This window comes from Shewanella sp. NKUCC05_KAH (genome assembly GCF_019345585.1).
GTDB lineage: Bacteria > Pseudomonadota > Gammaproteobacteria > Enterobacterales > Shewanellaceae > Shewanella > Shewanella oncorhynchi.
This window is the reverse complement of the sequence record NZ_JAHKQZ010000019.1, coordinates 1-20,632: the sequence shown is the minus strand read 5'-3', so window position 1 is coordinate 20,632 and position 20,632 is coordinate 1. Positions and strand designations below refer to the sequence as shown.

Below are 20,632 nucleotides of genomic sequence, written 5' to 3'. Positions count from 1 at the left end.
ATTTGTGCTTAGTTATTCCAAGCTTCAGGAGCAAAGAGATAACCTTGTCCCCAAACGGTTTTAATTCTGAAAGGTGTCTCAATATTATCGTTGAGTTTTTTACGTAATCTAGAGATCCGCACGTCAATTTTTCGATCTTTACCATCGAAATCAATATTGAGTAACAACTGATAAATATACTGACGGCTGAGCACTTGGCCCGCTTGCGAGGCCAGTAACCACAGCAATTCGAATTCATGGCTGGTGAGATCGATTTCAGTTTCATTAAGACGAATCGCATGGGTATGCGGGTCGATACTCAATTTACCGAAGGTTAGACAATGTGATTCTGCCTGTGGTGGCTGATTCTGACGGCGAAGTAAGTTGTTGATCCGCGCAACTAACAGAGCAGGATCGACGGGCTTGACCACGTAGTCATCGGCACCGAGTTCTAGTCCTTTGATTTGATCTTCGCTTGAGCCAAGTGCGCTCATCAATAGGATTGGACCTGCGAAATAATCGGGCAGTTTCTCACACAGAGTGAGGCCATCCATGCCCGGTAGCATAATGTCTAACAGTATGATATCTGGCTTGTAATTGATTAATCGTGTTAGCACTGTATCGCCACGGCGTTCAACTTCAACATGCATACCATGGGATTTTAGGTAATCTACAATCAAGTTTGCTAGGCGAACGTCGTCTTCAACCAATAATACTCTGTGGTTCGATTGTGGGCTTGTCATTAAAATAAACTCCAAGGGTTGCGGTAACGTCTGCGAACCTGAGGTTGTGATGCAGAAGTGATTTTAAGTTTGGCACCAGCCAAAGTTTGGTTACTGTCTTTACTCACCATGACAAATTGAATATCCGTCATAGTGTGGATTTTCATGCTTAACGTATGGGTTGAAACTGAATCACTGCACCATTTGGGATAGGCGGCGTTGTCGGACAAGATACAGATAAGCTCATCTTTAGCGAGTTCCCACTGTAGTTCTATATAGACGTCACAGGCCTCAGTTTCTGAACTAGTGATGCAAATTTCGGGTGTGAGTTTGAGTGCCGAGTCGCGAGTTTTGGCTTGTGCTGAACTTTGGCCCATCAAGCCGAGGCTTAGACCTATAAAGCAAAGCAAGCTTAACTGAGGCAGTGTCACTAACGTTAGAACCTATAGGCTGCGCCGATAAAGTAGGTGCTGCTATAGTCTTGGTCTAACAAGGGACTGGCGGCAATCTCATCGGCAATTAGAGTGTAACGAACTGCCAACAGTAGATCCCAATTGTCAGTTAATATGTAACGGGCCGTCATTTCCGCACCTTTATCCCAACCTGATTTTGCTTGATATCTTTCGCTCCAATAGGCGTTTTCACTGGGTCTAACGCTGTAATAATAATCCACTACATCTTGGCTTTTCCAATCAAATACCAATGCAAACTCAAAAATGAAACGGTCGTAATCCCAGCCATAGGTCCATTTTATTTGTGCTTCCGAACCTTGATGCACATTAAACATATCATGGGTGTACGCCAATCTAATAATACCGAGCCGCGTATAGATGAATGCTTCGGCACCGCCAAGTAAGGTGAAGTTCCGAGTCTCTAAGGAATTAAACTCAGGCTCGGGCTCAGTCGATAAATACATACTATTTATGGCTTTGGCTTCAACTTGAGTGCCACGATTCAAAAAGATATTCGATGGGTCCCATTGATAGAAGTAGGCTCTATCTAAGCTATAACTTGTTACTAAGTTAATTGTAAAGCTTTCTTGCTCGGCTAAGGTATAACCTAAATTACCATTGTCGAAGAACCAGTGTTCGCCGTAATAGGCCACTGTTGGAATAAAGAACAATGGAATATCGTCAAAATCCCTGAGCGGATTGCTTTTTTGTCCCCAGCCTATGGCGATGCCTAGATCCCAGTTGTTCATCTCAATACATTGATTTTCTGGTGCACAGGCTTCTTTCGCCATTCCGATTGCAGGCAAAATACTTAAACTTGTAATGAGGACAAAAAGAATACGATACATGATTTAACGATTAAGGGCTGAGGTTAACAATACAGGAAAACAGATTAGCATTTTATGCTCAATTCAACAGTGGTTTCATTCACGGAGATGCAAAATGATACAGCTATCAATTAAATAATAAATTTATGAATTGCACAATATGTTGATAGTCATGCTAAAAGCTTATCTTGGCAGCTTTCGTACGGTTAATTGTGGATGTTAAATTTTGTGTTTTATAAGTTTCGAGTGTAACTGAAATGATGTTAATTATGAGGTAATAGCTGTGTTGCTTGGAAACAATAATGCCATTCGCAAGTGTGAATGGCACAGACTGAAGCCGAATAACCTACTTTGCGGTAATAACACAGAGATTAGAATGAAGATTAATTGACCTCAGTAACTGACTTGTAGCCCATTTCTGTCAATTGATCGTTTACACAATCAAGCACATATTGTTTTAGCTCAGCATTTTCGACTTGATCTTCAGAGGCCATCTGTTGGCACACTTCTTTCAACTGAGCGAGATCGGCAGCTGGTGCAGGCGGTAAAGAGGAGTCGTCAGCAAAGGAAGTGAAACTTACTAATGCCAATAGAGTAAAAACAGCTGATAACTTATTCATTTTATTTCCTTTAGTTATGTATTGTTAACCACAGATTAAGAAGCATTCTCTTAATACCACTGTGCCAACATCAGCAATTTATCACTGCTATTCTGTTTTAGATATAAATAATTTTTACCTTTCTTGATTAAGATTTTTTACCTTGTTTTCCCTTGATTCGCTTCAAGTAAATGGGCTGACTAAGTGTACTTTATTTGCTCTAGTTTGATTCATTCTCAGCATCTTTTGCTGCTTGAGTTAGGCTCACAGCATCCTCTGAACTCATGCGTGCTAAGTTGGCTCTTCTGAACTTGTGTTTGAAATTTATTGATGAAACTCTGCACATAAACTTATGTGTTTAACTTATGCGCTTAATTGTGTGCTTAATTGTGCGTACAGTAGGACTTGGATTTCTTTCAAAAGTGCTGCTTACATCACTTTAAGGACTTATTTGCGATAAAGTGCATTATTATCACTGTTTATGGTCGATTTTTAATGAAGGTTTAATCGCCGCTGTTAACTGAATTATGCGGTAGTTATAAGAAGTCATATAAAATGAGATATGAAGCATGTTGTAGACCATTTTTTTCTAGAATATTGAATTAAAAAGAATTAATTTTTATGTGTTTTTTAGTTTAAATTTTATTTTACAGTTTATTATTTTAACTTTATGTTTTTATTATTTATTTTTATGTGTTCGTTTGTTTTTGATGATTACATTGCTAAGATTATAGCTATCCTCTAGAATGCGCCGCTCTCGCAGGTGCGCGTGCATAAGATTAATGGCAAATGCTATTGATTTTTATTGAATTGTTGATTTTTCTCTAGGGGAACTCTGTGTCTACAAAACTGGCTAATCCAGCGCCATTAGGTTTAATGGGCTTTGGTATGACAACAATTTTGTTAAACATTCATAATGCGGGATATTTCCCTATTGATTCTATGATCTTAGCCATGGGGATTTTTTACGGCGGCATTGGTCAAGTGATTGTGGGGATTATGTGTTTCATGCGCGGCGATACTTTCGGTACGACGGCATTTACCTCATACGGTTTGTTTTGGTTAACGCTAGTGGGCCTCATTTTAATGCCTAATGCTGGCATTGCGGCGAGTCCAACGTATTTTATGGGCTGGTATTTAACGCTTTGGGGCATATTCACGGCATTTATGTTTGTGGGTTCTTTGCGTTATCCAAGAGCCAAACAGTTTGTGTTTGCTTCTTTAACTATCTTATTTTTCCTGCTGGCGGCGCGTGATTTTACGGGTAGCGCCTTGATTGGCACTATTGCGGGCTTTGAAGGGATACTTTGCGGTGCGAGTGCGATTTATTTTGCGATGGCGCAGGTGCTTAATAATGAGTATGGCCGTACGATTTTACCGGTGGGTGAATTGAAAAAGTAACGATTCAGCAATGCAGAGTTGTAAAAAAGGCTGATGAAGATCAGCCTTTTTTATGGGTGTTAGCTGTACTAGATTTTAGTTTTAATATAGGCCACAGCTGCTTCATCTAAGCTACGGAGAGAAACATAACTCGTGCCTGCTTTGTGGGTGATCAAGAAGCCTTTTTCAGTTTCTTTAATCCGGTAAATGTCGGTCCATAAAATTTGGCTGGTCACAGACATGGATTGAGTATGAATCCCTTGCCCATCAATAGTGAGTGTGACCTCATTGCTGGCCGCTTTACTCATCATCTGACGCATCAACCACCATGCTTTGTGATACTTCACATTGAGCGCTTCGATAACACCTAACCCAACAAAAAAGTAAGCTAAATAAAGGCTAATATCGGTGAAAATAAGCGCGATACCTATCAGTGTTAATCCAATGGCTTTGTAGTAAGGTTTGAGCGTGGGATCTGGTACCACTGATTGCGTATAGCATTCATCGAAATGGGCTTTATCTAAAATATACGTTGTGGAATATGAATAGGGCGTTGGCATCATGTCATCTAATTGAGGTGGCACTTAATGCGGGTTAGTGTAGCGATTACAGTGATGAAAGTAACTAACCTTGCTATTGCAAGCATGAATGAGCACTTTGGTGTTTTCAAATTCGACGTTCAAACCCGCTCGTTAATACAGGTCAAGATATGAGTTGGACAGAAATACGGCAACGGCTATATTAGTCTTGCCGTAAGCATTGTTCGATTTTCGTGATTTGACACAAGGAGTGCAAACATCATGGCCTTAGTCCCCAAAGATTTTGTAAATTACAAATCAACGCCGGTTTTCAACCATGACAACGTCCCTAAAATGTTGCTTCATATGCACAATACTAAGGCTGGCGTGTATGGGCAGATCCAAGTGTTAACGGGCAGCTTAAAGTTTTATGGCTATACGGGTATCAGGGGCGAATTAGATAAAGAAGTTATTATTCGCGCAGGTGAAACCGCCATTTCACATCCTGAATATTGGCATAAAGTGGAGCTACTGACCGAAGATACTCAGTTTAGACTCCACTTTTATGCCCATAAGGATTCGGCCATAGTGGCGCAGCAACAATCCGAGCGAAGCGAATAGTACCTGGCTCCTGCACCCTATTTACTACATGCGGTTCTTGGCTGCATTGGCTACTTCTTTTTAATAACGATTTACGCTAATAGCGATTTCGTTCCTTTGGAATATCAGTTAAATACTCCACAAATTCCACTTCAAAGCCATGGGCATCGAAGAAGTAAATATTGCGTCGATAGGGATCTTCCATGCCATCTTTGGCAATAGGGAAACCTGCCTGGGTCAGTCTTGCTATCACAGCATCTAAGTTGTCGGTCACAAAGGCAAAATGCGCCAGTCCAATTTGATGACCAGCCAAATCGCGGTTTTCACCTTCACCATTGTCACTAAAAGCAATGTATTGATAATCATCGCCAAAATGAATCCAATTACGGGGTTTGCCGTACCAAGTGCCTTTATCGCCACCGCGAACACGCCAATGGGGGAAAGCCGCTTGATAAAAGCGCAGTGCTGCGGAGATGTCGTCTACCACTAAATTGATATGCTCTAAATGAATCATAATGCGTTCCTTGTAATGATTTTAGTCTGTTGCTGGTGGTTAAAATCTCAAGCCGCTTACATACCGTAACAGTATTCCTGCTGTTTTGGGTACGCTTGATTGGCATGTTGTTCACGAATGGGGGCTAATGCTTGGGCGTATTGATGCAGCATATATAAGCTGTATTGCATTCTTTCCCTAAGCGCTATATCGCGGGCACTCTCAGGGATTGCATTGAGTACATGGCTGACATTCCGGATGATTAAGTGATCGGGGATGGGCACTAATTTATTGTTTTTGAGTGCATTCATCTTCACTTCAACAATAGGATAGGTGCCGCTAATACCATCCGATATTGAGACTAATAAGGCGGGTTTATGGGCGGTCTCTTCGCGAGTACACATCAACAAAAAGTTCTTCAGTAATGGTGATGCCATGCCGCCCCATTCCGGGGTGATCAGCACTAGCGCATCGGCTTCATCGACTCTGTGTTCTATTTCGGGCCAGTGTTCACCTTTGTTGTCTTCTTCTCCGTCCCAAAAGGGCAGATTAAACAGGCATAGTTCTAAGTGATGTATCGTGTCGTAACCCATGGTGTGGGGAGATGAGAAACTGCTTTCCGCGATATAACGACCGACTTTAGCACTTTGTGAATCGGGTCTTTGGCTGGTGCTGATGATGAGTAATTTCATTAAGTAAACCTATTTGTTTATAAATTATTTGTAAGGTAATTGCTTTATTTAATCTTGTAAAGGATAAAGTAAATAAAAAAGTTTATTTAATCTGTTAAAGCTGCGGAGATTGGGAGATAATGCTTCGGCTGAAATCGGGGAGACTCAATGAAAACTACTGATAAGATTATTCAATTACTCAAGTTGCATGGCCCGCTTACCGCTAAAACCTTAGCGGAGGAATTGGCGTTAACGACTATGGGGGTGCGTCAACATCTGCAAGCTTTGGAAGATATGGGTGATGTGGATATTGAGGATCGAGTTGAAGGCCGCGGTCGTCCAACACGTTACTGGGGATTGACTGAACAAAGCCGTACTCACTTTGCCGATCGCCATGAGGAATTGACGGTACAGTTGATTGACTCGGTAAAAATGATCTTTGGCGACCAAGGCTTGGATAAGCTTATCGATCACAGGGAGCAAAGTGCGTTAGTCCAATATCGTGCGGCAATGGAAGGGGCTACTGATATTCCGACACGTTTGGCCATACTTGCGAAATTACGCTCGAACGAAGGTTATATGGCGACCATGGAACACATCGATGGCGTGTATTTTTTACTCGAAAATCATTGTCCAATCTGCGCCGCAGCGACTAAATGTTTGAACTTTTGCCGCTCTGAGTTGCAACTTTTCCAGCAGTTATTCGCTGATATTGCCGTGGTGAGCCGCGAAGAACATATCATCGAAGGTGCTCGCCGCTGTGCATATAAAATTGCGGCAATTAAAGTTGCGGCGATAGCCTAGTAGTGCACTTAAGTTGTTTGCTTGAGGCGTTTTATCTGTGGGATAAAACGTCACTGAAAGCTAACGCTATATATTAAGCATTCGTTCTGGGCTTAAACCTCGGAGCTTAGGGCTTATCAGGTTCGTGATAGGCCAATAAGGTTTCGAAACGAGGATGCCCTTTAAGTTGTGAGAAATCAGCTTCATCCAACGCTAGCTCTTTGAAGGATGCGCTGTTATGGATAGCGCGTTCCAAATCAGAAATTGCCCTATCTTCAACACCTAAACACGCAAAGGCGCAGGCTCTTTGATAAAAAGCATGGGCGTTAGTCGGGTCAACTTCCAAAACACGATTACATAGGCTTTGTGCCCAATTAAATTCGCGCATTTCCATTGCGGCATCGGCCTTGTAGGTCAGCGCTTCCAAGTCTCCAGGTCGAATCGTGAGGATTTCATCGTAGACTTCAATTTTTTGTTCGGGTGTCTGGGCACTTTGGGCGCGTAGCCACAGATTATGAATTTCATTAATCACTTCTATTTCACGATTATTATCTGTGATAGTACGGCTCTTATGCTTGAGTTCTTGCTCGAGTAATTTGAACTTTTCTTCGTATTGTTCGGCAATACTCTGCAGCTGATTCGCGGCCAGTTTGGCGGTATGTGTCTTGATTTCCCGCAGGGATTGCCAGCCGATAAAGGCGACTAAAGAGGCGACGCCGGCGATCATATAAAAGAAGTAAGTGACAGTGACATTGGCGTAATTCATCGACTTGTCGGCAACGGCCAGTTCGCGATCTGTGATATCTATGGTGAGGCGCCGCTCAAGATCCTGTTGATCGTATCTGAGGGATTTGAGTTCATCGAAGACGTAGCGCTCTATCAGCGGTTTATCATGGATGGCGAAAGGTTGAGGCGCTTCAGGGGGATTTTCTGCATCGCTCGCTTGAGTGAAGAATGAGCTCGCGAGTATCACTAAAAACAAGGCTAAAAATAGCAGGTTCGAACGTATCATAACGGGACTTGCAGATAAGTTTTTGATGCGGTAACCACTCACAATAAGATGAATTGAACGCCTAGCTTAACAAATTTTGCCTAGTTTGATCTAATTTTGCTCTAAATAAGCTCTGTGATGCTTACAGTATTAGCTCGCTATGACCTGAACTCGCATCCTGCTAGAATGGCTATCCCATTCATATTTCGTCATTTGTGGTGTTATGCAGTCTAAGCGCGGCCGACTCGATCGTTATCTTTGTACCCAGTTACACACTCACCGTAAAGAGGTGCGTGAATTGTTACTCTTGGGCCGAGTTCGTGTCGATGGATTGATAGTGAAGGACATGGATAGGCAAGTGGATGAGTTTTCTCACATCCAACTCGATGGGCAAATATTACAGGCCAACACGCCAGTTTATTTGATGTTGCATAAGCCGATTGGCGTGGTGAGCGCGACTAAAGATACTCAGCATAAAACCGTGATTGATTTGCTCGATTACGAAGCCCGTGATGAGTTACATATCGCGGGTAGACTAGATTTAAATTCTTCGGGTTTGTTATTACTGACCAATGACAGCCGCTGGTCTGATGCACTAATGTCACCGACGCATAAGGTCGATAAAGTGTATCGCGTCACCTTAGCTAATCCATTAACTGAAGAATATATCGCCGCATTTGCCGAAGGTATGTATTTCAGCTTTGAAGATATAATGACTCAGCCTGCTAAATTGGTGATCCTTGCTGATCATGTTGCTGAAGTGACTTTAAAGGAAGGTAAGTACCATCAAATTAAGCGGATGTTTGGTCGCTTTCGAAACCCAGTTGTTGGTCTACATAGATTATCAATAGGTGATATTGTGTTGGATGAAGCTCTGGCATCAGGCGAAAGTCGTATGCTGACTGCCGCAGAAGTGGCTTGTATCCGCTGCAAACCGGTAGCTTAGAGACATAGGGCAATTCAATTTATCAGCCATTATTCTGCGTATTCTAAATCTAAAAATGGACTTGAGAGTCAAGTGTCCCAAGCCCGTGACATGGGATTAGAGATCGGCGTGGGGGCCGAATACTTCATAGTGCATGTTTTCAGCTGAGACACCCAGAACGAGTAATTGTTGCTTGATGGCTGACATGAATCCAATAGGCCCGCAGAAATAGTAACGTGCATGGGGAAGCAGTTGATCTGCGACTTTGCTTAATTCCATTTGTCCTTCGAAATCATAATCTGTACCAACCACATCGGTTGAACTCGGCTTGCGATACCAAACATGGCTCTTCAGATTATGATGTTGCTGCCGCTTGGTGTGAATAGCCTGTTTGAAGCCATGTACATCACCTTGCTCACAGGCATGTAGCCAAGTAATAGCACTTGGATGTTGCAACTTGATCAATTGATTCAACATGCTTTTCATCGGTGTTTGACCCACTCCAGCTGAAATGAGCACTACGGGGATGTCCGCCCCGACTTCTAAGATAAAATCTCCCGCCGGCGGCATAACTGCAATTTTGTCACCGATATGCATGGTATCGTGTAGCAGATTAGACACTTGGCCACCTAATTCACGTTTCACACTGATGCGGTAGCTGTTGCCATTCGGTGCATCGGATAGGGAATATTGGCGGATTTCTTCATATGCTAAATTGGGATGTTTTAGCTTCAAACTTAAGTACTGACCGGGAATGAAATCTTTAACTGGTTTACCATCTTCGGGCGTCAATATGAAGGAGGTAATGACTGTGGACTCAGTCTTTTTCGCGCTAATGATAAACTGACGCTCACCCACCCAACCGCCATCTTGTTCTGCATTTGACTGATAAATTTGAGCTTCTCGTTGAATAAATATATCTGCTAAAAATCCATAGGCCTGCGCCCAAGCTTCTAATACTTCTTCTGTTACTGCATCGCCGCCTAACTCTTTAAGGGTGGCCAATAAGTGGCTGCCGACGATCGCATATTGCTCAGGCTTGATCAGAAAGCCTGTATGTTTTTGGGCAATGCGCTCGACAGTCGAACTTAGCACCGCTAAGTTTTCAATATTTTTAGCATAAGCCGCGACGGCGTTGAACAGGGCAACAGGCTGGCCACCAGAATGCTGGTGTGCCAAGTTAAATACATCTTTTAATTCAGGATTATGTTTGAACATACGTTCATAAAAATGGGTCGTCAGCGCAGGGCCTGCGGATTCGAGTAAGGGGATAGTGCTCTTGATAACTTGGATTGTACGGCTGTCCAACATAGAAAATCCTTAACGTGCAAATATTATGAATGTTAAATAAGTTTAAAGATCTATTTGATTTGGATCAATAGTGATGATCGCAATTCGTGCTACCGATAAGCGTGATTAAGGTCATTTGAAGTGCTTTATCAAAGCGGGTACGAGATAGGGGGGGTGAATAAACGTATTATTTCAATATGTTACGGGTTATTTGAGGGGGTTGACTGCAACGGCAAAGCTTATTGCAGTCATGGTGTGGTTTTTTGACTTAGAGTTTAAATGCACTCACTTGATTACGCATACTGTTGGCGAGTTTAGTTAAATTAACCACAGATTCACTTAATTCAGCCGCCGATGCGGTGGAATGTTCGGCAATATCGCTGATGGCAATAATACTGCGATTAATGCTTTCGGCAACGCTACTTTGTTCTTCGGCAGCGGTCGCAATATGAGTATTAAGTTCTGTGATGCTATCTACTGAGGAGACGATTTCTTTCAGTGCTTGGCCTGCTTGATTAGCTTTATCATTAGCATCATCTACTTGATTTATACCTATTTCCATAGCGTTAACTGCTTCTTTAACGCCTTGTTGTAGTGTGGCAATCATGGCCTCAATTTCTTGGGTAGACTTTTGGGTGCGCTGCGCAAGGGTCCGCACTTCATCCGCAACGACTGCAAAGCCACGGCCTTGTTCCCCCGCGCGGGCCGCTTCAATGGCGGCATTTAATGCCAATAGATTGGTTTGCTCGGCAATGCTTTTTATCACATCGAGTACGCGGCCGATATTTTGGCTCTCATTAGACAGAAATCCAATGACTTGTGCCGTTTTTTGAATTTGATCAGATAATTGCGACATACTGCTAATCGATTGCATTACAATATTATTGCCATTGGCGGCATAGGTATCGGCATCTTTGGCTGAATCTGCCGCCGCAGATGCGCTTTGGGCGACTTCTGCGACCGTTGCCGTCATCTCATTCATGGCCGTTGCAGTTTGCTCCGTTTCGGCTTGCTGCTGTTGCATACGTTTATTGGTTGCCTGCGTGAAGCTACTTAACTCATTTGCTGAACTATTAACGGTATTTGCCGCTTCGGCAATCGAATGAAGAATGCCCCGCAAGTGTTCAATAACTTGGGTGAGGCTAGTGGATATTTGTCCTAGCTCATCGTGATTAAAAGTAGTGAATTTGACGGTAAGATCTGAGTCTTGATGGATTAGCTTCAGTTTACTGAGAATGTCATTAATAGGATTCATCACGCTACGATTGACCCAGAGCCCAATCACAATACTGATAATCATGGCGGCACAGGCTAATGCTACAAAAATAGTGATTGAAGATTGGTAAATGGCATTCACACTATCTTTTTCTTCGCCTGCCACGCGAATTTGCAGTGCAATCAGTTCAGATATTTGGTTACTGATGGGGTCTATTACTTGGTAAAGCGGCAGGATATTGGCCGATAATTGGCTTGATACATCACCATTTAATCCTCTTAAGCGTGAGACCAGAGTGTCAATCTGTTGATTCGCGGGTAAGAACAGCACTTCGGCTTGTTTTACGAGTCGGGATTCTTCTGAGGTAAGTTCAGTGGCTAAGTATTTTTGCCAATGCTGGGTAATGGTAGATTTGGCACTGTCTAGCGCTTCAGCTGCTTGAGAGGCGGTGAAACCACCCGCGTTCGCCTTATTGACCGCATCGATAACATCGACCGCGTACTTATCAGCAATCACTTTTAAATCGTCTAGTGGCACAACTCTATCGCCATAGATACGTTCAACACCCGATTCAATTTTACCCATCATATTAATGGCGAGAAAACCAATCGTCATTAGCATTACAAGCGGAACCAGAATGCCGATAAACATTTTTTGTTTTATTTGTAGACCGTTCATATGGATAGCCTCAGTGAACTAAAGAGTCCTTTAGGCAGAACTCTATCTATCCCTATGATGAGTCTGTAACAATAGGTATAGCAAATCTGAGGAAAGAGGGGAGAGTTACAGAAAATTTATTTTGCTTTAGATACAAAAAAACCTCGCTTGGCGAGGTTTAAATGTTGGTACAGATGAGAGGACTTGAACCTCCACGCCCTTGCGAGCACCAGCACCTGAAGCTGGCGTGTCTACCAATTCCACCACATCTGCATGGCTATTCGATATTTCATCGAATTGACAATCTTAACACTGTGAATCTTAACTTTTGAACTGCAATTTGGTACAGGTGAGAGGACTTGAACCTCCACGCCCTTGCGAGCACCAGCACCTGAAGCTGGCGTGTCTACCAATTCCACCACACCTGCACTGTACCTATCGCAGTTCTCTAACATAAGTCGCTATCGCAACCCATTTAAAGATGGTGCCCGAACCCGGAATCGAACCAGGGACACGAGGATTTTCAATCCTCTGCTCTACCGACTGAGCTATTCGGGCGACGGGCGCAATTTAAAGGCTTTTCGGGTTTTGAGTCAATAGATTTTTACTAAATAACGGAAAAAGTGACTCAGTTGGATAAGATTTACACGAAAGTGTCATTTGTGTTGGTATTGAGGATATAAAAATAGCCAAACCACTATCCACACTGAGAACTTAGCGTTATCTATTTATGGCTTATCTAGGGTCACCAAGCAAAAAAATGCCCCTATTAAAGGGGCATTCTCGGTTAGTTTGATAAGATTTCATTGTTTGGGAAGTTAGCTTGCATTACCATGAGCACGTTTTGCTTCAGCTTGCTCTGACCTAATTCGCCATAAGCTTCTATCATTATCTCTAATGCCCGTTCATTTGAAGGGGTGCCAGGGTATGTTTCCATTACAGATTGTGCTCGGATTGCTGCGGCGCTCCATGCATTCATCTTGAGATAATACTCGGCAACTTGAATTGAATATTTTGCTAAGCGATTCTTCAACGCTAACATGCGTTTTTGCGCATCGGCGGCATATTTGCTGTTAGGGTAGGTTTTGATAAGACGATCAAAATCTTTGAAAGCATCTTGAGCATTTTTAGGGTCACGATCGGTTCGGTCGATATTAAGCATGTCGTGGAACATGTAATTGTCGGCTTGCATGTTCACTAAACCGCGCATATAGAACACATAGTCTACATCTGGATGAGTTGGATTAAGACGGATAAATCTGTCTATGTTCGCAATACCAGAAGCGACATCGTCCATTTTATAGTAAGCATATATCAGGTCTAACTGGACTTGAGTTTTGTGAGGTCCGAATGGGAAGCGTGAGTCTAACGCTTCCAAAGAACGGACAGCTTTAGAGTAATTGCCAAGCTCCATAGAGGTTCTTGCCTGAGTATAAAGTACATCAGGTGACGTTTTGGCGGCAATATCGTTATCATCAGGGCTGCTGCTACAGGCTGATAACGCTAGTGAAAATAGGACTAAGGTAACGCCTTTGGAAAATTTATACATACTTGAATTCAATTCTTTTTAAGTTGTAGTTAAGAATTTTTCCATTTCACTATAAAATAGAAAACATCCGATTGTAACAGATAGCACACATTTTTTGACCCCTAAATGGGGATACGGTTCCTATGACACAAGAGATTAATCTAAAAAGCGAGATTTCGGCAACACAAACTGGACTGAGATTAGATCAGGCCCTAGCAGAGTTGTTCCCAGATTACTCGCGCACGCGCATCAAGGAATGGATCCTATCTGATGCAGTTCATGTTGACGGCGTTGTCGTTAATAAGCCCCGAGAGAAAGTTTATGAGCTGCAACAGATACTCATAGATGCCACTCTTGAAGAAGAAGTTCACGCAGCGGCACAGGCCATTGATCTGGATATCGTCTATGAAGATGACGACATTATTGTGATCAACAAGCAAGCGGGACTCGTGGTTCACCCTGGTGCAGGCAATGCCGATGGCACTTTGATGAATGCACTATTGCACCATTGTCCCGATATTGAGCATGTACCACGTGCTGGTATTGTGCACCGTCTGGACAAGGATACTACAGGTTTAATGGTTGTAGCCAAAACCGTTGAAGCGCAAACCCATTTAGTTGCCGCCTTGCAGGCCCGTGAAATCACTCGTGAATACGAAGCGATTGTGATGGGGACTATGACAGGTGGCGGTACTGTTGATGAGCCGATTGGTCGTCATCCAACGAAACGTACTCATATGGCGGTGCATCACTCAGGTAAACCAGCTGTGACGCATTATCGTGTGGCGGAAAAATTCCGTAATCACACTCGTCTAAGATTGCGCCTTGAATCTGGCCGTACTCACCAAATTCGTGTGCACATGGAATACATTGGCCACGTATTAGTGGGCGATCCTGTGTATGGTGGTCGTCCAAAACCGCCGAAATGGGCCAGCCCAGAGTTTTTTGATATTCTGAAAAACTTCAAGCGCCAAGCTCTGCACGCAGTGCGTCTTGAATTAGCGCATCCTGTGAGTTGTGAAATCATGAGCTGGCACGCGCCAATTCCTGAAGACATGGTGATTTTGACGAAAGCACTGCGTCAAGACACGGTCGAGCATCCGATCGAGTATTTGTAAGTGTTTAATCACGATTGGCCTGTTCCCGCTAATGTTGGCATCGCTATGACAAATCGTCATGGCGGTGTGAGCGTGCATCCCTATGACAGTTTGAATCTTGGACTGCACGTCGGTGATGCGCCTGAGCTGGTGATGGCTAATCGTGAATTACTCTGCAAACAATTAGCGTTAACCGCCGAGCCTGTCTGGCTCGAGCAAGTGCATGGTACTCATGTGCTTAATTTAGATGCGCTGAGCTTAGCTCCTGCTGTGGATACACCGATTGCCGATGCCAGTTACAGCCGAACCGCGAGCCAAGTTTGCGCTATAATGACTGCCGATTGTTTACCTGTGTTGTTGTGTAATCAAGCGGGAACCGAAGTGGCTGCAGCCCATGCCGGTTGGCGTGGTTTATGTGATGGCGTGATTGAGGCCACCGCGGCGCAGTTTAGTTCACCTATGGATGAGTTGATTGCCTACCTCGGCCCGGCTATTGGTCCACAAAAATTTGAAGTCGGTGTTGAAGTACAGCAAGCCTTTTGTACTTTACATCCGCAAGCGGCAGTGTGTTTTATTCCAAGTGGTAACAAGTATCTTGCCGATATTATTGGCTTGGCTACATTACGCTTGAGTTTACTCGGGATAAACCATATTTATAGCGCAGATATCTGCACAGTCAGCGACACGGATTACTTCTCTTATCGTCGCGATAAGGTGACGGGACGCATGGCTTCATTGATCTGGCTTAAGTCTTAAGCTAATTCCCCTACAGTTTGTATTTATTTGCGCGTTATTCGCTTGAATTTGGCTAAATAGCCCCCATCTTTTAACTAACGAAATGTAATACCAATCCTATTTAGATCTCTCCATTAGCGGTACTGATTTTAAAGCCACTAAATTGGCAAGATGTCTTGTGGATTGGCATATCTCTACTATATGAGTGTTAGGAGGCTGTATGCGACTCGATCGTATGACCAATAAATTTCAGCTTGCCATCTCTGATGCCCAGTCACTCGCACTTGGGCGTGATCATCAGTTTATTGAACCGCTGCATTTGATGATGGCATTGTTGAACCAAGATTCAGGTTCAATCCATCCCTTATTGACCCAAGCTGGCATTCGAGTGAGTGCGCTGCGTTCGCTCTTGAGTCAAGAGCTGGAACGCTTACCTCAAGTTGAAGGGACTGGCGGCGATGTACAATTATCCCAAGGTTTAATCCGTTTATTAAACCTGTGTGATAAATTGGCGCAAAAGCGTAAAGACAAATATATCTCTAGCGAATTATTTGTATTAGCTGCGTTAGAAGGTGCCGATGCTCTTGCGCAAGCGTTGAAAAAAGCGGGCGCGACCAAAGAGTTGATGGAGCAAACCATTGAACAAATGCGTGGCGGCCAAAAAGTGGATGATCCGAACGCTGAAGATCAACGCCAAGCGTTGAAGAAATTTACTATCGATCTGACCGAGCGAGCTGAACAAGGCAAGTTAGATCCTGTGATCGGCCGTGACGATGAAATTCGCCGTACGATCCAAGTGTTACAACGTCGCAGTAAAAATAACCCCGTCCTTATCGGTGAACCGGGTGTGGGTAAAACGGCGATTGTTGAAGGACTTGCTCAGCGTATCGTTAATGGTGAAGTCCCCGAGGGGATTAAAAATAAGCGTGTCTTATCCCTCGATATGGGCTCATTGATTGCGGGCGCTAAATATCGTGGTGAGTTCGAAGAGCGTTTAAAAGCGGTACTTAATGAGTTGTCACAGGAAGAAGGTCAAGTGATCCTCTTCATCGACGAGCTGCATACTATGGTCGGCGCCGGTAAAGGTGAAGGCGCAATGGATGCGGGTAACATGCTCAAACCTGCGTTAGCGCGTGGTGACTTGCACTGTGTGGGCGCGACCACGCTTGATGAGTATCGTCAGTATATTGAAAAAGATGCGGCGCTTGAACGTCGTTTCCAAAAAGTGCTGGTGGATGAGCCAAGCGTTGAAGACACCATCGCCATTTTGCGTGGACTGAAAGAACGTTACGAGCTGCATCACCATGTGGAAATTACCGATCCGGCGATTGTGGCGGCGGCGACCATGTCGCACCGTTATGTGTCGGACCGTAAGTTACCCGATAAAGCGATCGATTTGATCGATGAAGCGGCATCGAGCATCCGCATGCAGATGGACTCAAAACCTGAGTCACTCGACCGACTCGAACGTCGTGCTATCCAGCTCAAACTGGAGGAGCAAGCGTTAGCCAAAGAAAATGATGAGGCGAGTCGTCGCAGGCTTGACCATCTGCAAGAGGAATTACGTGACGTTGAAGCGAAAGCTTCAGAGTTGAACGAAATCTGGCGTACTGAAAAAGCCGCGTTAGCGGGCACTCAGCACATAAAAGCCGATCTCGAGCAGGCTCGAATGGACTTAGAAGTGGCGCGTCGTGCGGGTGATTTAACTCGGATGTCTGAGCTGCAATACGGTCGTATTCCTGAGCTTGAAAAACAGCTCGATTTGGCATCGCAAGCCGAAATGCAGGACATGACGTTATTGCGTAACAAGGTTACTGAGTTCGAAATCGCCGAAGTATTGTCGAAAGCGACGGGAATACCCGTATCGAAAATGCTTGAAGGCGAGCGCGAAAAATTACTGCAAATGGAAGTGGCGCTGCATGAACGAGTGATCGGCCAAAACGAAGCCGTCGATGCGGTTGCGAATGCGATTCGTCGTAGCCGCGCGGGTCTGGCGGATCCAAATCGCCCGATTGGCTCGTTCCTGTTCTTAGGCCCAACGGGTGTAGGTAAAACTGAGCTGTGTAAATCACTGGCGAGGTTCTTATTTGATACCGAATCGGCTTTAGTGCGCATTGATATGTCTGAGTTTATGGAGAAACACTCAGTATCGCGTTTAGTGGGGGCGCCTCCTGGATACGTAGGTTATGAAGAGGGCGGTTACTTAACGGAAGCCGTTCGTCGCAAACCTTATTCAGTGATATTGCTCGACGAAGTCGAGAAAGCGCATCCCGATGTGTTTAACATCTTACTGCAAGTGCTTGATGATGGACGCTTAACCGATGGTCAAGGTCGTACTGTAGATTTTAGAAATACAGTGATTATCATGACCTCGAACTTAGGCTCCGACATTATCCAAGAAGGATTTGGTCAAGTGACCTATGCAGAGATGAAAGCGGCGGTAATGAATGTGGTCACTCACAGTTTCAGACCCGAGTTTTTAAACCGTATCGATGAATCTGTGGTGTTCCATCCATTGGATGCTGCCAATATCAAGCGTATTGCTTCGATACAGATTGCTTCCTTACGCCAACGTTTGGCTGAAAAGGACTATACATTGGAGATCACCGACGACGCATTATCACTGATTGCGGAAATTGGTTTCGATCCTGTGTATGGTGCAAGACCGTTGAAACGGGCATTGCAGCAAGAAGTCGAAAACCCGCTGGCGCAGAAATTACTGCGTGGTGACTTGTTACCGGGTAAACCGATCAAGGTCAGTTGTGCGGGTGGCGAGTTAGTGTTCGAGCAATAACCTGTGACCAGTAGCTAGTCATTTAGTGTGTTGTTTGAATGCGATACGTTAATCGCAAGCTTGAAGTTGGATATGTTGAAATAGGCGAACTGAAATAAGCGTTCTTGAATGAACGAGCTTGAAATAAACTATCTTGCAATAAGAGATAGCGCTGTTTTAGTCAGTATCGCTCCCGCTTCAAGCACTAAAACGAAAGGAGCCGAGTTTTTAACTCGGCTCCTTTTTTATTGCATCAGCGTTAATCGTTGTTCATTAATGTAGTGGCATAGTAAATTTGGCTACTTCTTATCACAGAAGAGTTTGATTCTTTCCTGCTGCTGGGCAATCGAGGCTTGGCGATCTTCTTCAGTCATAGCGACAGATTCACCCGAATCGGAAGTTTGGCGGATAAGCTTAGTGTGCGTTGTGAGTATTTCTAAATTGTGTTTTGCACTCTCACAAATGGAGTTAGCCTGTTTGGCGTCTTTTTCTTTAATCAGCGCCGCTGACTTTTCTAATTCATTGGCTTTAGAAGTTGGCTCAACTTTCTTTACCGGTGCGATAAAACCCACTTTCGCCTGCTCTAAATCTTCACTGTAGAGCTTTTCTGCTTTGATGTTTTCTTGTTGCGGGGCTTGTTGGCTGTAATGCGTCACCCCATTTTCGTCGACCCAAGTATAGATAACGCCCGCAGAAACGGGGCTAATGAAAAGGCCGAGCCAGAGCCATCGATACAGTATTATTCTGAACATGTTCACTTTTAACATCGAAATTATCCCTAACTGGTCTCTCATCGACATGATAATAAAATATGTTATCTTGAAAGCTAACTTCTCTTCACTGAACTAGCGTAATAAGTGTATGCAAAATTCTTCAAATCAAACAGTAAAGAATAAAGGTATCTATTTACTGCCTAATCTTTTTACGACAGCAGGATTGTTTTCTGGCTTTTATGCTGTGATTGCTTCCATGAATGCTAACTTTGAAGCTGCTGCAATAGCCATTTTTATAGCCATGATCTGTGATGGTCTCGATGGTCGAGTGGCAAGACTGACTAATACCCAAAGTGATTTTGGTGCCGAATACGACAGTATGGCGGATATGGTGTCCTTCGGAATGGCGCCAGCACTACTCGCCTACAATTGGGCATTAGCCGACTTAGGTAAAATTGGTTGGTTGGCGGCATTTATTTATTGTGCAGGTGCGGCACTCAGGCTCGCTCGATTTAATACGCAAGTTGGCGTTGCCGATAAGCGTTATTTTCAAGGTCTCGCTAGTCCGGCCGCTGCAGCTGTTATTGCTGGCAGCATTTGGCTTGGTAATCAATACAGTCTCGATGGAAAAAATATCAGTTGGATTGCAGCCCTTGTGACTGCGGCAACTGGTTTATTGATGGTCAGTAATTTTCGCTATCACTCTTTTAAAGAAATTGACTGGCGTGGCAAGGTTAACTTTATCGTGATCTTACTGGTCGTCGGTGTATTTGTGGTGGTGTCAGTTCAACCTGCATTGATCTTATGTGTCGGCTTCTACTTATATGCGATTTCAGGCCCGATCATTACTATCAGAACGGTAAGGAAACTCAAAGTCGCGCATATTGTCGGTGATGATACGGTGACGAATGTCGAGATCAATCACTCAACCCAAGCTGCAGCACAAACACAAAGCGCTACAAGTATCGAAAAAGAGAAACAAGAAGAGCATAAATCTTAGGGCTCGTGCTTTTGATCAGTGCTTATCATTAGCTAGGTGCAAACAAGAGTAAGACATCACACTGGGCATAACGCTTTTAGAGGTTTGCTGATAGATATTACGAAAAATAGCTATCAACTTCTGTTTATGCCCATTCAATCTATTAAAACTCCAGCAATAGGCTATTCCTTCTGCCAAACTTATCAACCCAAACAGCGATATTGCTCAGTATTGCAGTATATTTCTGCAGTTTGGTGGTTATTTATTCGCTTGGCGCAGATTGTTAAAAAAGCCCTTGCACAAAAAGTTTCACTGCCTATAATGCGCATCCACTGACACGGCAGACAGCGTTAAGCAGCCTGGTGTGACAGTTCATTGATGAGTTTACTGATTGATGAGTGTTGAGAAAGTTTGTAAAAACTCCTTGACGCGAAACGGGAAATGCGTAGAATGCGCAGCCCTAGCCAACTGGAAACGTTCGACGCTCAGTGTGGTACTCACCTTCTCTTATGAGGTTGAGTTGCTCTTTAACAAGATAAAACAAGAAATCTGTGTGGACACTCACAGGTGTTGAGTTAATCGAAGCTGCTTAGCCTTCGGGTTGGCAGTCAAAAATTTAAATCAATGTTTTCAAGTCATTCTCCTTAATGGGAAGCATGATTGAGTGTTCATAGTAATATGTACATACAGTAATGTATGAATTG

20 protein-coding genes and 3 tRNA genes are annotated in these 20,632 nt (G+C 43.8%); 8 read left to right on the top strand and 15 right to left on the bottom strand.

Going from position 1 to position 20,632, the window contains the following annotated elements:
- Positions 1 to 8: 8 nt before the first annotated feature.
- The 4 genes from KO533_RS16705 to KO533_RS16690 form a co-directional block, all read right to left on the bottom strand.
- Positions 9 to 722: a response regulator gene (locus KO533_RS16705; protein WP_006080570.1), complete on the bottom strand. Its 714-nt coding sequence runs from the start codon at positions 720 to 722 to the stop codon at positions 9 to 11.
- Positions 722 to 1,132: a DUF3019 domain-containing protein gene (locus KO533_RS16700; RefSeq protein WP_028759258.1), complete on the bottom strand. Its 411-nt coding sequence runs from the start codon at positions 1,130 to 1,132 to the stop codon at positions 722 to 724. Before KO533_RS16700 ends, KO533_RS16705 begins: the two co-directional genes overlap by 1 nt.
- A gap of 5 nt (positions 1,133 to 1,137) precedes the next feature.
- Entirely contained in the window at positions 1,138 to 2,001 is an 864-nt protein-coding gene (locus KO533_RS16695; protein ID WP_113939918.1) for a MipA/OmpV family protein, read from the bottom strand.
- 362 nt (positions 2,002 to 2,363) lie between these two features.
- On the bottom strand, positions 2,364 to 2,600 hold the full coding sequence (locus tag KO533_RS16690; RefSeq protein WP_028759260.1) for a hypothetical protein: 237 nt from the start codon (positions 2,598 to 2,600) through the stop codon (positions 2,364 to 2,366).
- Positions 2,601 to 3,416: 816 nt separating this feature from the next.
- Here KO533_RS16690 and KO533_RS16685 point away from each other — a divergent pair.
- Positions 3,417 to 3,980, top strand: a complete 564-nt coding sequence (locus KO533_RS16685) for a GPR1/FUN34/YaaH family transporter (protein ID WP_113939919.1) — start codon at positions 3,417 to 3,419, stop codon at positions 3,978 to 3,980.
- Between the two features lie 68 nt (positions 3,981 to 4,048).
- Here KO533_RS16685 and KO533_RS16680 read toward each other — a convergent pair whose 3' ends face one another.
- Complete coding sequence (locus tag KO533_RS16680) at positions 4,049 to 4,519, bottom strand: YcxB family protein (RefSeq protein ID WP_219255296.1); 471 nt, start codon at positions 4,517 to 4,519, stop codon at positions 4,049 to 4,051.
- A gap of 240 nt (positions 4,520 to 4,759) precedes the next feature.
- Here KO533_RS16680 and KO533_RS16675 point away from each other — a divergent pair, with 240 nt between their 5' ends.
- Positions 4,760 to 5,098 (top strand): DUF1971 domain-containing protein, encoded by a 339-nt coding sequence (locus tag KO533_RS16675; protein WP_219255246.1) that lies wholly within the window; start codon positions 4,760 to 4,762, stop codon positions 5,096 to 5,098.
- 76 nt (positions 5,099 to 5,174) lie between these two features.
- Here KO533_RS16675 and KO533_RS16670 read toward each other — a convergent pair whose 3' ends face one another.
- Together KO533_RS16670 and KO533_RS16665 are read right to left on the bottom strand one after the other, a co-directional pair.
- A complete protein-coding gene (locus tag KO533_RS16670; RefSeq protein WP_219255244.1) occupies positions 5,175 to 5,591 on the bottom strand; it encodes a VOC family protein in 417 nt (138 codons plus the stop codon).
- Between the two features lie 56 nt (positions 5,592 to 5,647).
- Complete coding sequence (locus tag KO533_RS16665; protein ID WP_219255242.1) at positions 5,648 to 6,262, bottom strand: NAD(P)H-dependent oxidoreductase; 615 nt, start codon at positions 6,260 to 6,262, stop codon at positions 5,648 to 5,650.
- Positions 6,263 to 6,409: 147 nt separating this feature from the next.
- Between KO533_RS16665 and KO533_RS16660 the strand changes: the two genes are divergently transcribed.
- Positions 6,410 to 7,045, top strand: coding sequence for a metalloregulator ArsR/SmtB family transcription factor (locus tag KO533_RS16660; protein ID WP_219255240.1), 636 nt, complete (start codon positions 6,410 to 6,412; stop codon positions 7,043 to 7,045).
- Between the two features lie 106 nt (positions 7,046 to 7,151).
- Here KO533_RS16660 and KO533_RS16655 read toward each other — a convergent pair whose 3' ends face one another.
- Positions 7,152 to 8,078 carry a hypothetical protein gene (locus tag KO533_RS16655; RefSeq protein ID WP_028759267.1) on the bottom strand — a complete coding sequence of 309 codons (927 nt, stop codon included), beginning with the start codon at positions 8,076 to 8,078 and terminating at the stop codon, positions 7,152 to 7,154.
- Between the two features lie 160 nt (positions 8,079 to 8,238).
- On the opposite strand from KO533_RS16655, the gene KO533_RS16650 reads away from it, so the two are divergent.
- Positions 8,239 to 8,961: a 16S rRNA pseudouridine(516) synthase gene (locus KO533_RS16650; RefSeq protein WP_219255238.1), complete on the top strand. Its 723-nt coding sequence runs from the start codon at positions 8,239 to 8,241 to the stop codon at positions 8,959 to 8,961.
- A gap of 96 nt (positions 8,962 to 9,057) precedes the next feature.
- Here KO533_RS16650 and hmpA read toward each other — a convergent pair whose 3' ends face one another.
- The 6 genes from hmpA to KO533_RS16620 all read right to left on the bottom strand — a co-directional run bounded on the left by hmpA (position 9,058) and on the right by KO533_RS16620 (position 13,652).
- Positions 9,058 to 10,251 carry an NO-inducible flavohemoprotein gene (gene hmpA, locus KO533_RS16645; RefSeq protein WP_219255236.1) on the bottom strand — a complete coding sequence of 398 codons (1,194 nt, stop codon included), beginning with the start codon at positions 10,249 to 10,251 and terminating at the stop codon, positions 9,058 to 9,060.
- Between the two features lie 247 nt (positions 10,252 to 10,498).
- On the bottom strand, positions 10,499 to 12,124 hold the full coding sequence (locus tag KO533_RS16640) for a methyl-accepting chemotaxis protein (protein WP_219255234.1): 1,626 nt from the start codon (positions 12,122 to 12,124) through the stop codon (positions 10,499 to 10,501).
- 165 nt (positions 12,125 to 12,289) lie between these two features.
- Positions 12,290 to 12,376 (bottom strand) — tRNA-Leu (locus tag KO533_RS16635).
- A gap of 68 nt (positions 12,377 to 12,444) precedes the next feature.
- A tRNA-Leu gene (locus tag KO533_RS16630) sits at positions 12,445 to 12,531 on the bottom strand.
- A 54-nt stretch (positions 12,532 to 12,585) separates the two neighbouring features.
- Positions 12,586 to 12,661 (bottom strand) — tRNA-Phe (locus tag KO533_RS16625).
- Positions 12,662 to 12,890: 229 nt separating this feature from the next.
- Positions 12,891 to 13,652: an outer membrane protein assembly factor BamD gene (locus tag KO533_RS16620; RefSeq protein WP_105249967.1), complete on the bottom strand. Its 762-nt coding sequence runs from the start codon at positions 13,650 to 13,652 to the stop codon at positions 12,891 to 12,893.
- 122 nt (positions 13,653 to 13,774) lie between these two features.
- Between KO533_RS16620 and rluD the strand changes: the two genes are divergently transcribed.
- The 3 genes from rluD to clpB all read left to right on the top strand — a co-directional run bounded on the left by rluD (position 13,775) and on the right by clpB (position 18,257).
- A complete protein-coding gene (rluD, locus tag KO533_RS16615) occupies positions 13,775 to 14,749 on the top strand; it encodes a 23S rRNA pseudouridine(1911/1915/1917) synthase RluD (protein WP_212601714.1) in 975 nt (324 codons plus the stop codon).
- Positions 14,750 to 15,484: a peptidoglycan editing factor PgeF gene (gene pgeF, locus KO533_RS16610; protein ID WP_219255232.1), complete on the top strand. Its 735-nt coding sequence runs from the start codon at positions 14,750 to 14,752 to the stop codon at positions 15,482 to 15,484.
- Between the two features lie 199 nt (positions 15,485 to 15,683).
- On the top strand, positions 15,684 to 18,257 hold the full coding sequence (gene clpB / locus KO533_RS16605) for an ATP-dependent chaperone ClpB (protein WP_105249964.1): 2,574 nt from the start codon (positions 15,684 to 15,686) through the stop codon (positions 18,255 to 18,257).
- Between the two features lie 278 nt (positions 18,258 to 18,535).
- Here the strand turns inward: clpB and KO533_RS16600 are convergent, their stop codons facing one another.
- Complete coding sequence (locus KO533_RS16600; RefSeq protein WP_173496967.1) at positions 18,536 to 19,003, bottom strand: DUF4124 domain-containing protein; 468 nt, start codon at positions 19,001 to 19,003, stop codon at positions 18,536 to 18,538.
- 94 nt (positions 19,004 to 19,097) lie between these two features.
- Here KO533_RS16600 and pssA point away from each other — a divergent pair, with 94 nt between their 5' ends.
- Positions 19,098 to 19,949 carry a CDP-diacylglycerol--serine O-phosphatidyltransferase gene (gene pssA, locus KO533_RS16595; RefSeq protein WP_219255230.1) on the top strand — a complete coding sequence of 284 codons (852 nt, stop codon included), beginning with the start codon at positions 19,098 to 19,100 and terminating at the stop codon, positions 19,947 to 19,949.
- The last annotated feature ends 683 nt before the right edge of the window (positions 19,950 to 20,632 follow it).

Coding starts and splice junctions, on each gene's coding strand:
- KO533_RS16705 (WP_006080570.1), bottom strand. CDS start 722: ATGACAAGCCCACAATCGAACCACAGAGTATTATTGGTTGAAGACGAC.
- KO533_RS16695 (WP_113939918.1), bottom strand. CDS start 2,001: ATGTATCGTATTCTTTTTGTCCTCATTACAAGTTTAAGTATTTTGCCT.
- KO533_RS16690 (WP_028759260.1), bottom strand. CDS start 2,600: ATGAATAAGTTATCAGCTGTTTTTACTCTATTGGCATTAGTAAGTTTC.
- KO533_RS16680 (WP_219255296.1), bottom strand. CDS start 4,519: ATGCCAACGCCCTATTCATATTCCACAACGTATATTTTAGATAAAGCC.
- KO533_RS16675 (WP_219255246.1), top strand. CDS start 4,760: ATGGCCTTAGTCCCCAAAGATTTTGTAAATTACAAATCAACGCCGGTT.
- KO533_RS16670 (WP_219255244.1), bottom strand. CDS start 5,591: ATGATTCATTTAGAGCATATCAATTTAGTGGTAGACGACATCTCCGCA.
- KO533_RS16665 (WP_219255242.1), bottom strand. CDS start 6,262: ATGAAATTACTCATCATCAGCACCAGCCAAAGACCCGATTCACAAAGT.
- KO533_RS16660 (WP_219255240.1), top strand. CDS start 6,410: ATGAAAACTACTGATAAGATTATTCAATTACTCAAGTTGCATGGCCCG.
- KO533_RS16650 (WP_219255238.1), top strand. CDS start 8,239: ATGCAGTCTAAGCGCGGCCGACTCGATCGTTATCTTTGTACCCAGTTA.
- hmpA (WP_219255236.1), bottom strand. CDS start 10,251: ATGTTGGACAGCCGTACAATCCAAGTTATCAAGAGCACTATCCCCTTA.
- KO533_RS16640 (WP_219255234.1), bottom strand. CDS start 12,124: ATGAACGGTCTACAAATAAAACAAAAAATGTTTATCGGCATTCTGGTT.
- KO533_RS16620 (WP_105249967.1), bottom strand. CDS start 13,652: ATGTATAAATTTTCCAAAGGCGTTACCTTAGTCCTATTTTCACTAGCG.
- rluD (WP_212601714.1), top strand. CDS start 13,775: ATGACACAAGAGATTAATCTAAAAAGCGAGATTTCGGCAACACAAACT.
- clpB (WP_105249964.1), top strand. CDS start 15,684: ATGCGACTCGATCGTATGACCAATAAATTTCAGCTTGCCATCTCTGAT.
- KO533_RS16600 (WP_173496967.1), bottom strand. CDS start 19,003: ATGTTAAAAGTGAACATGTTCAGAATAATACTGTATCGATGGCTCTGG.
- pssA (WP_219255230.1), top strand. CDS start 19,098: ATGCAAAATTCTTCAAATCAAACAGTAAAGAATAAAGGTATCTATTTA.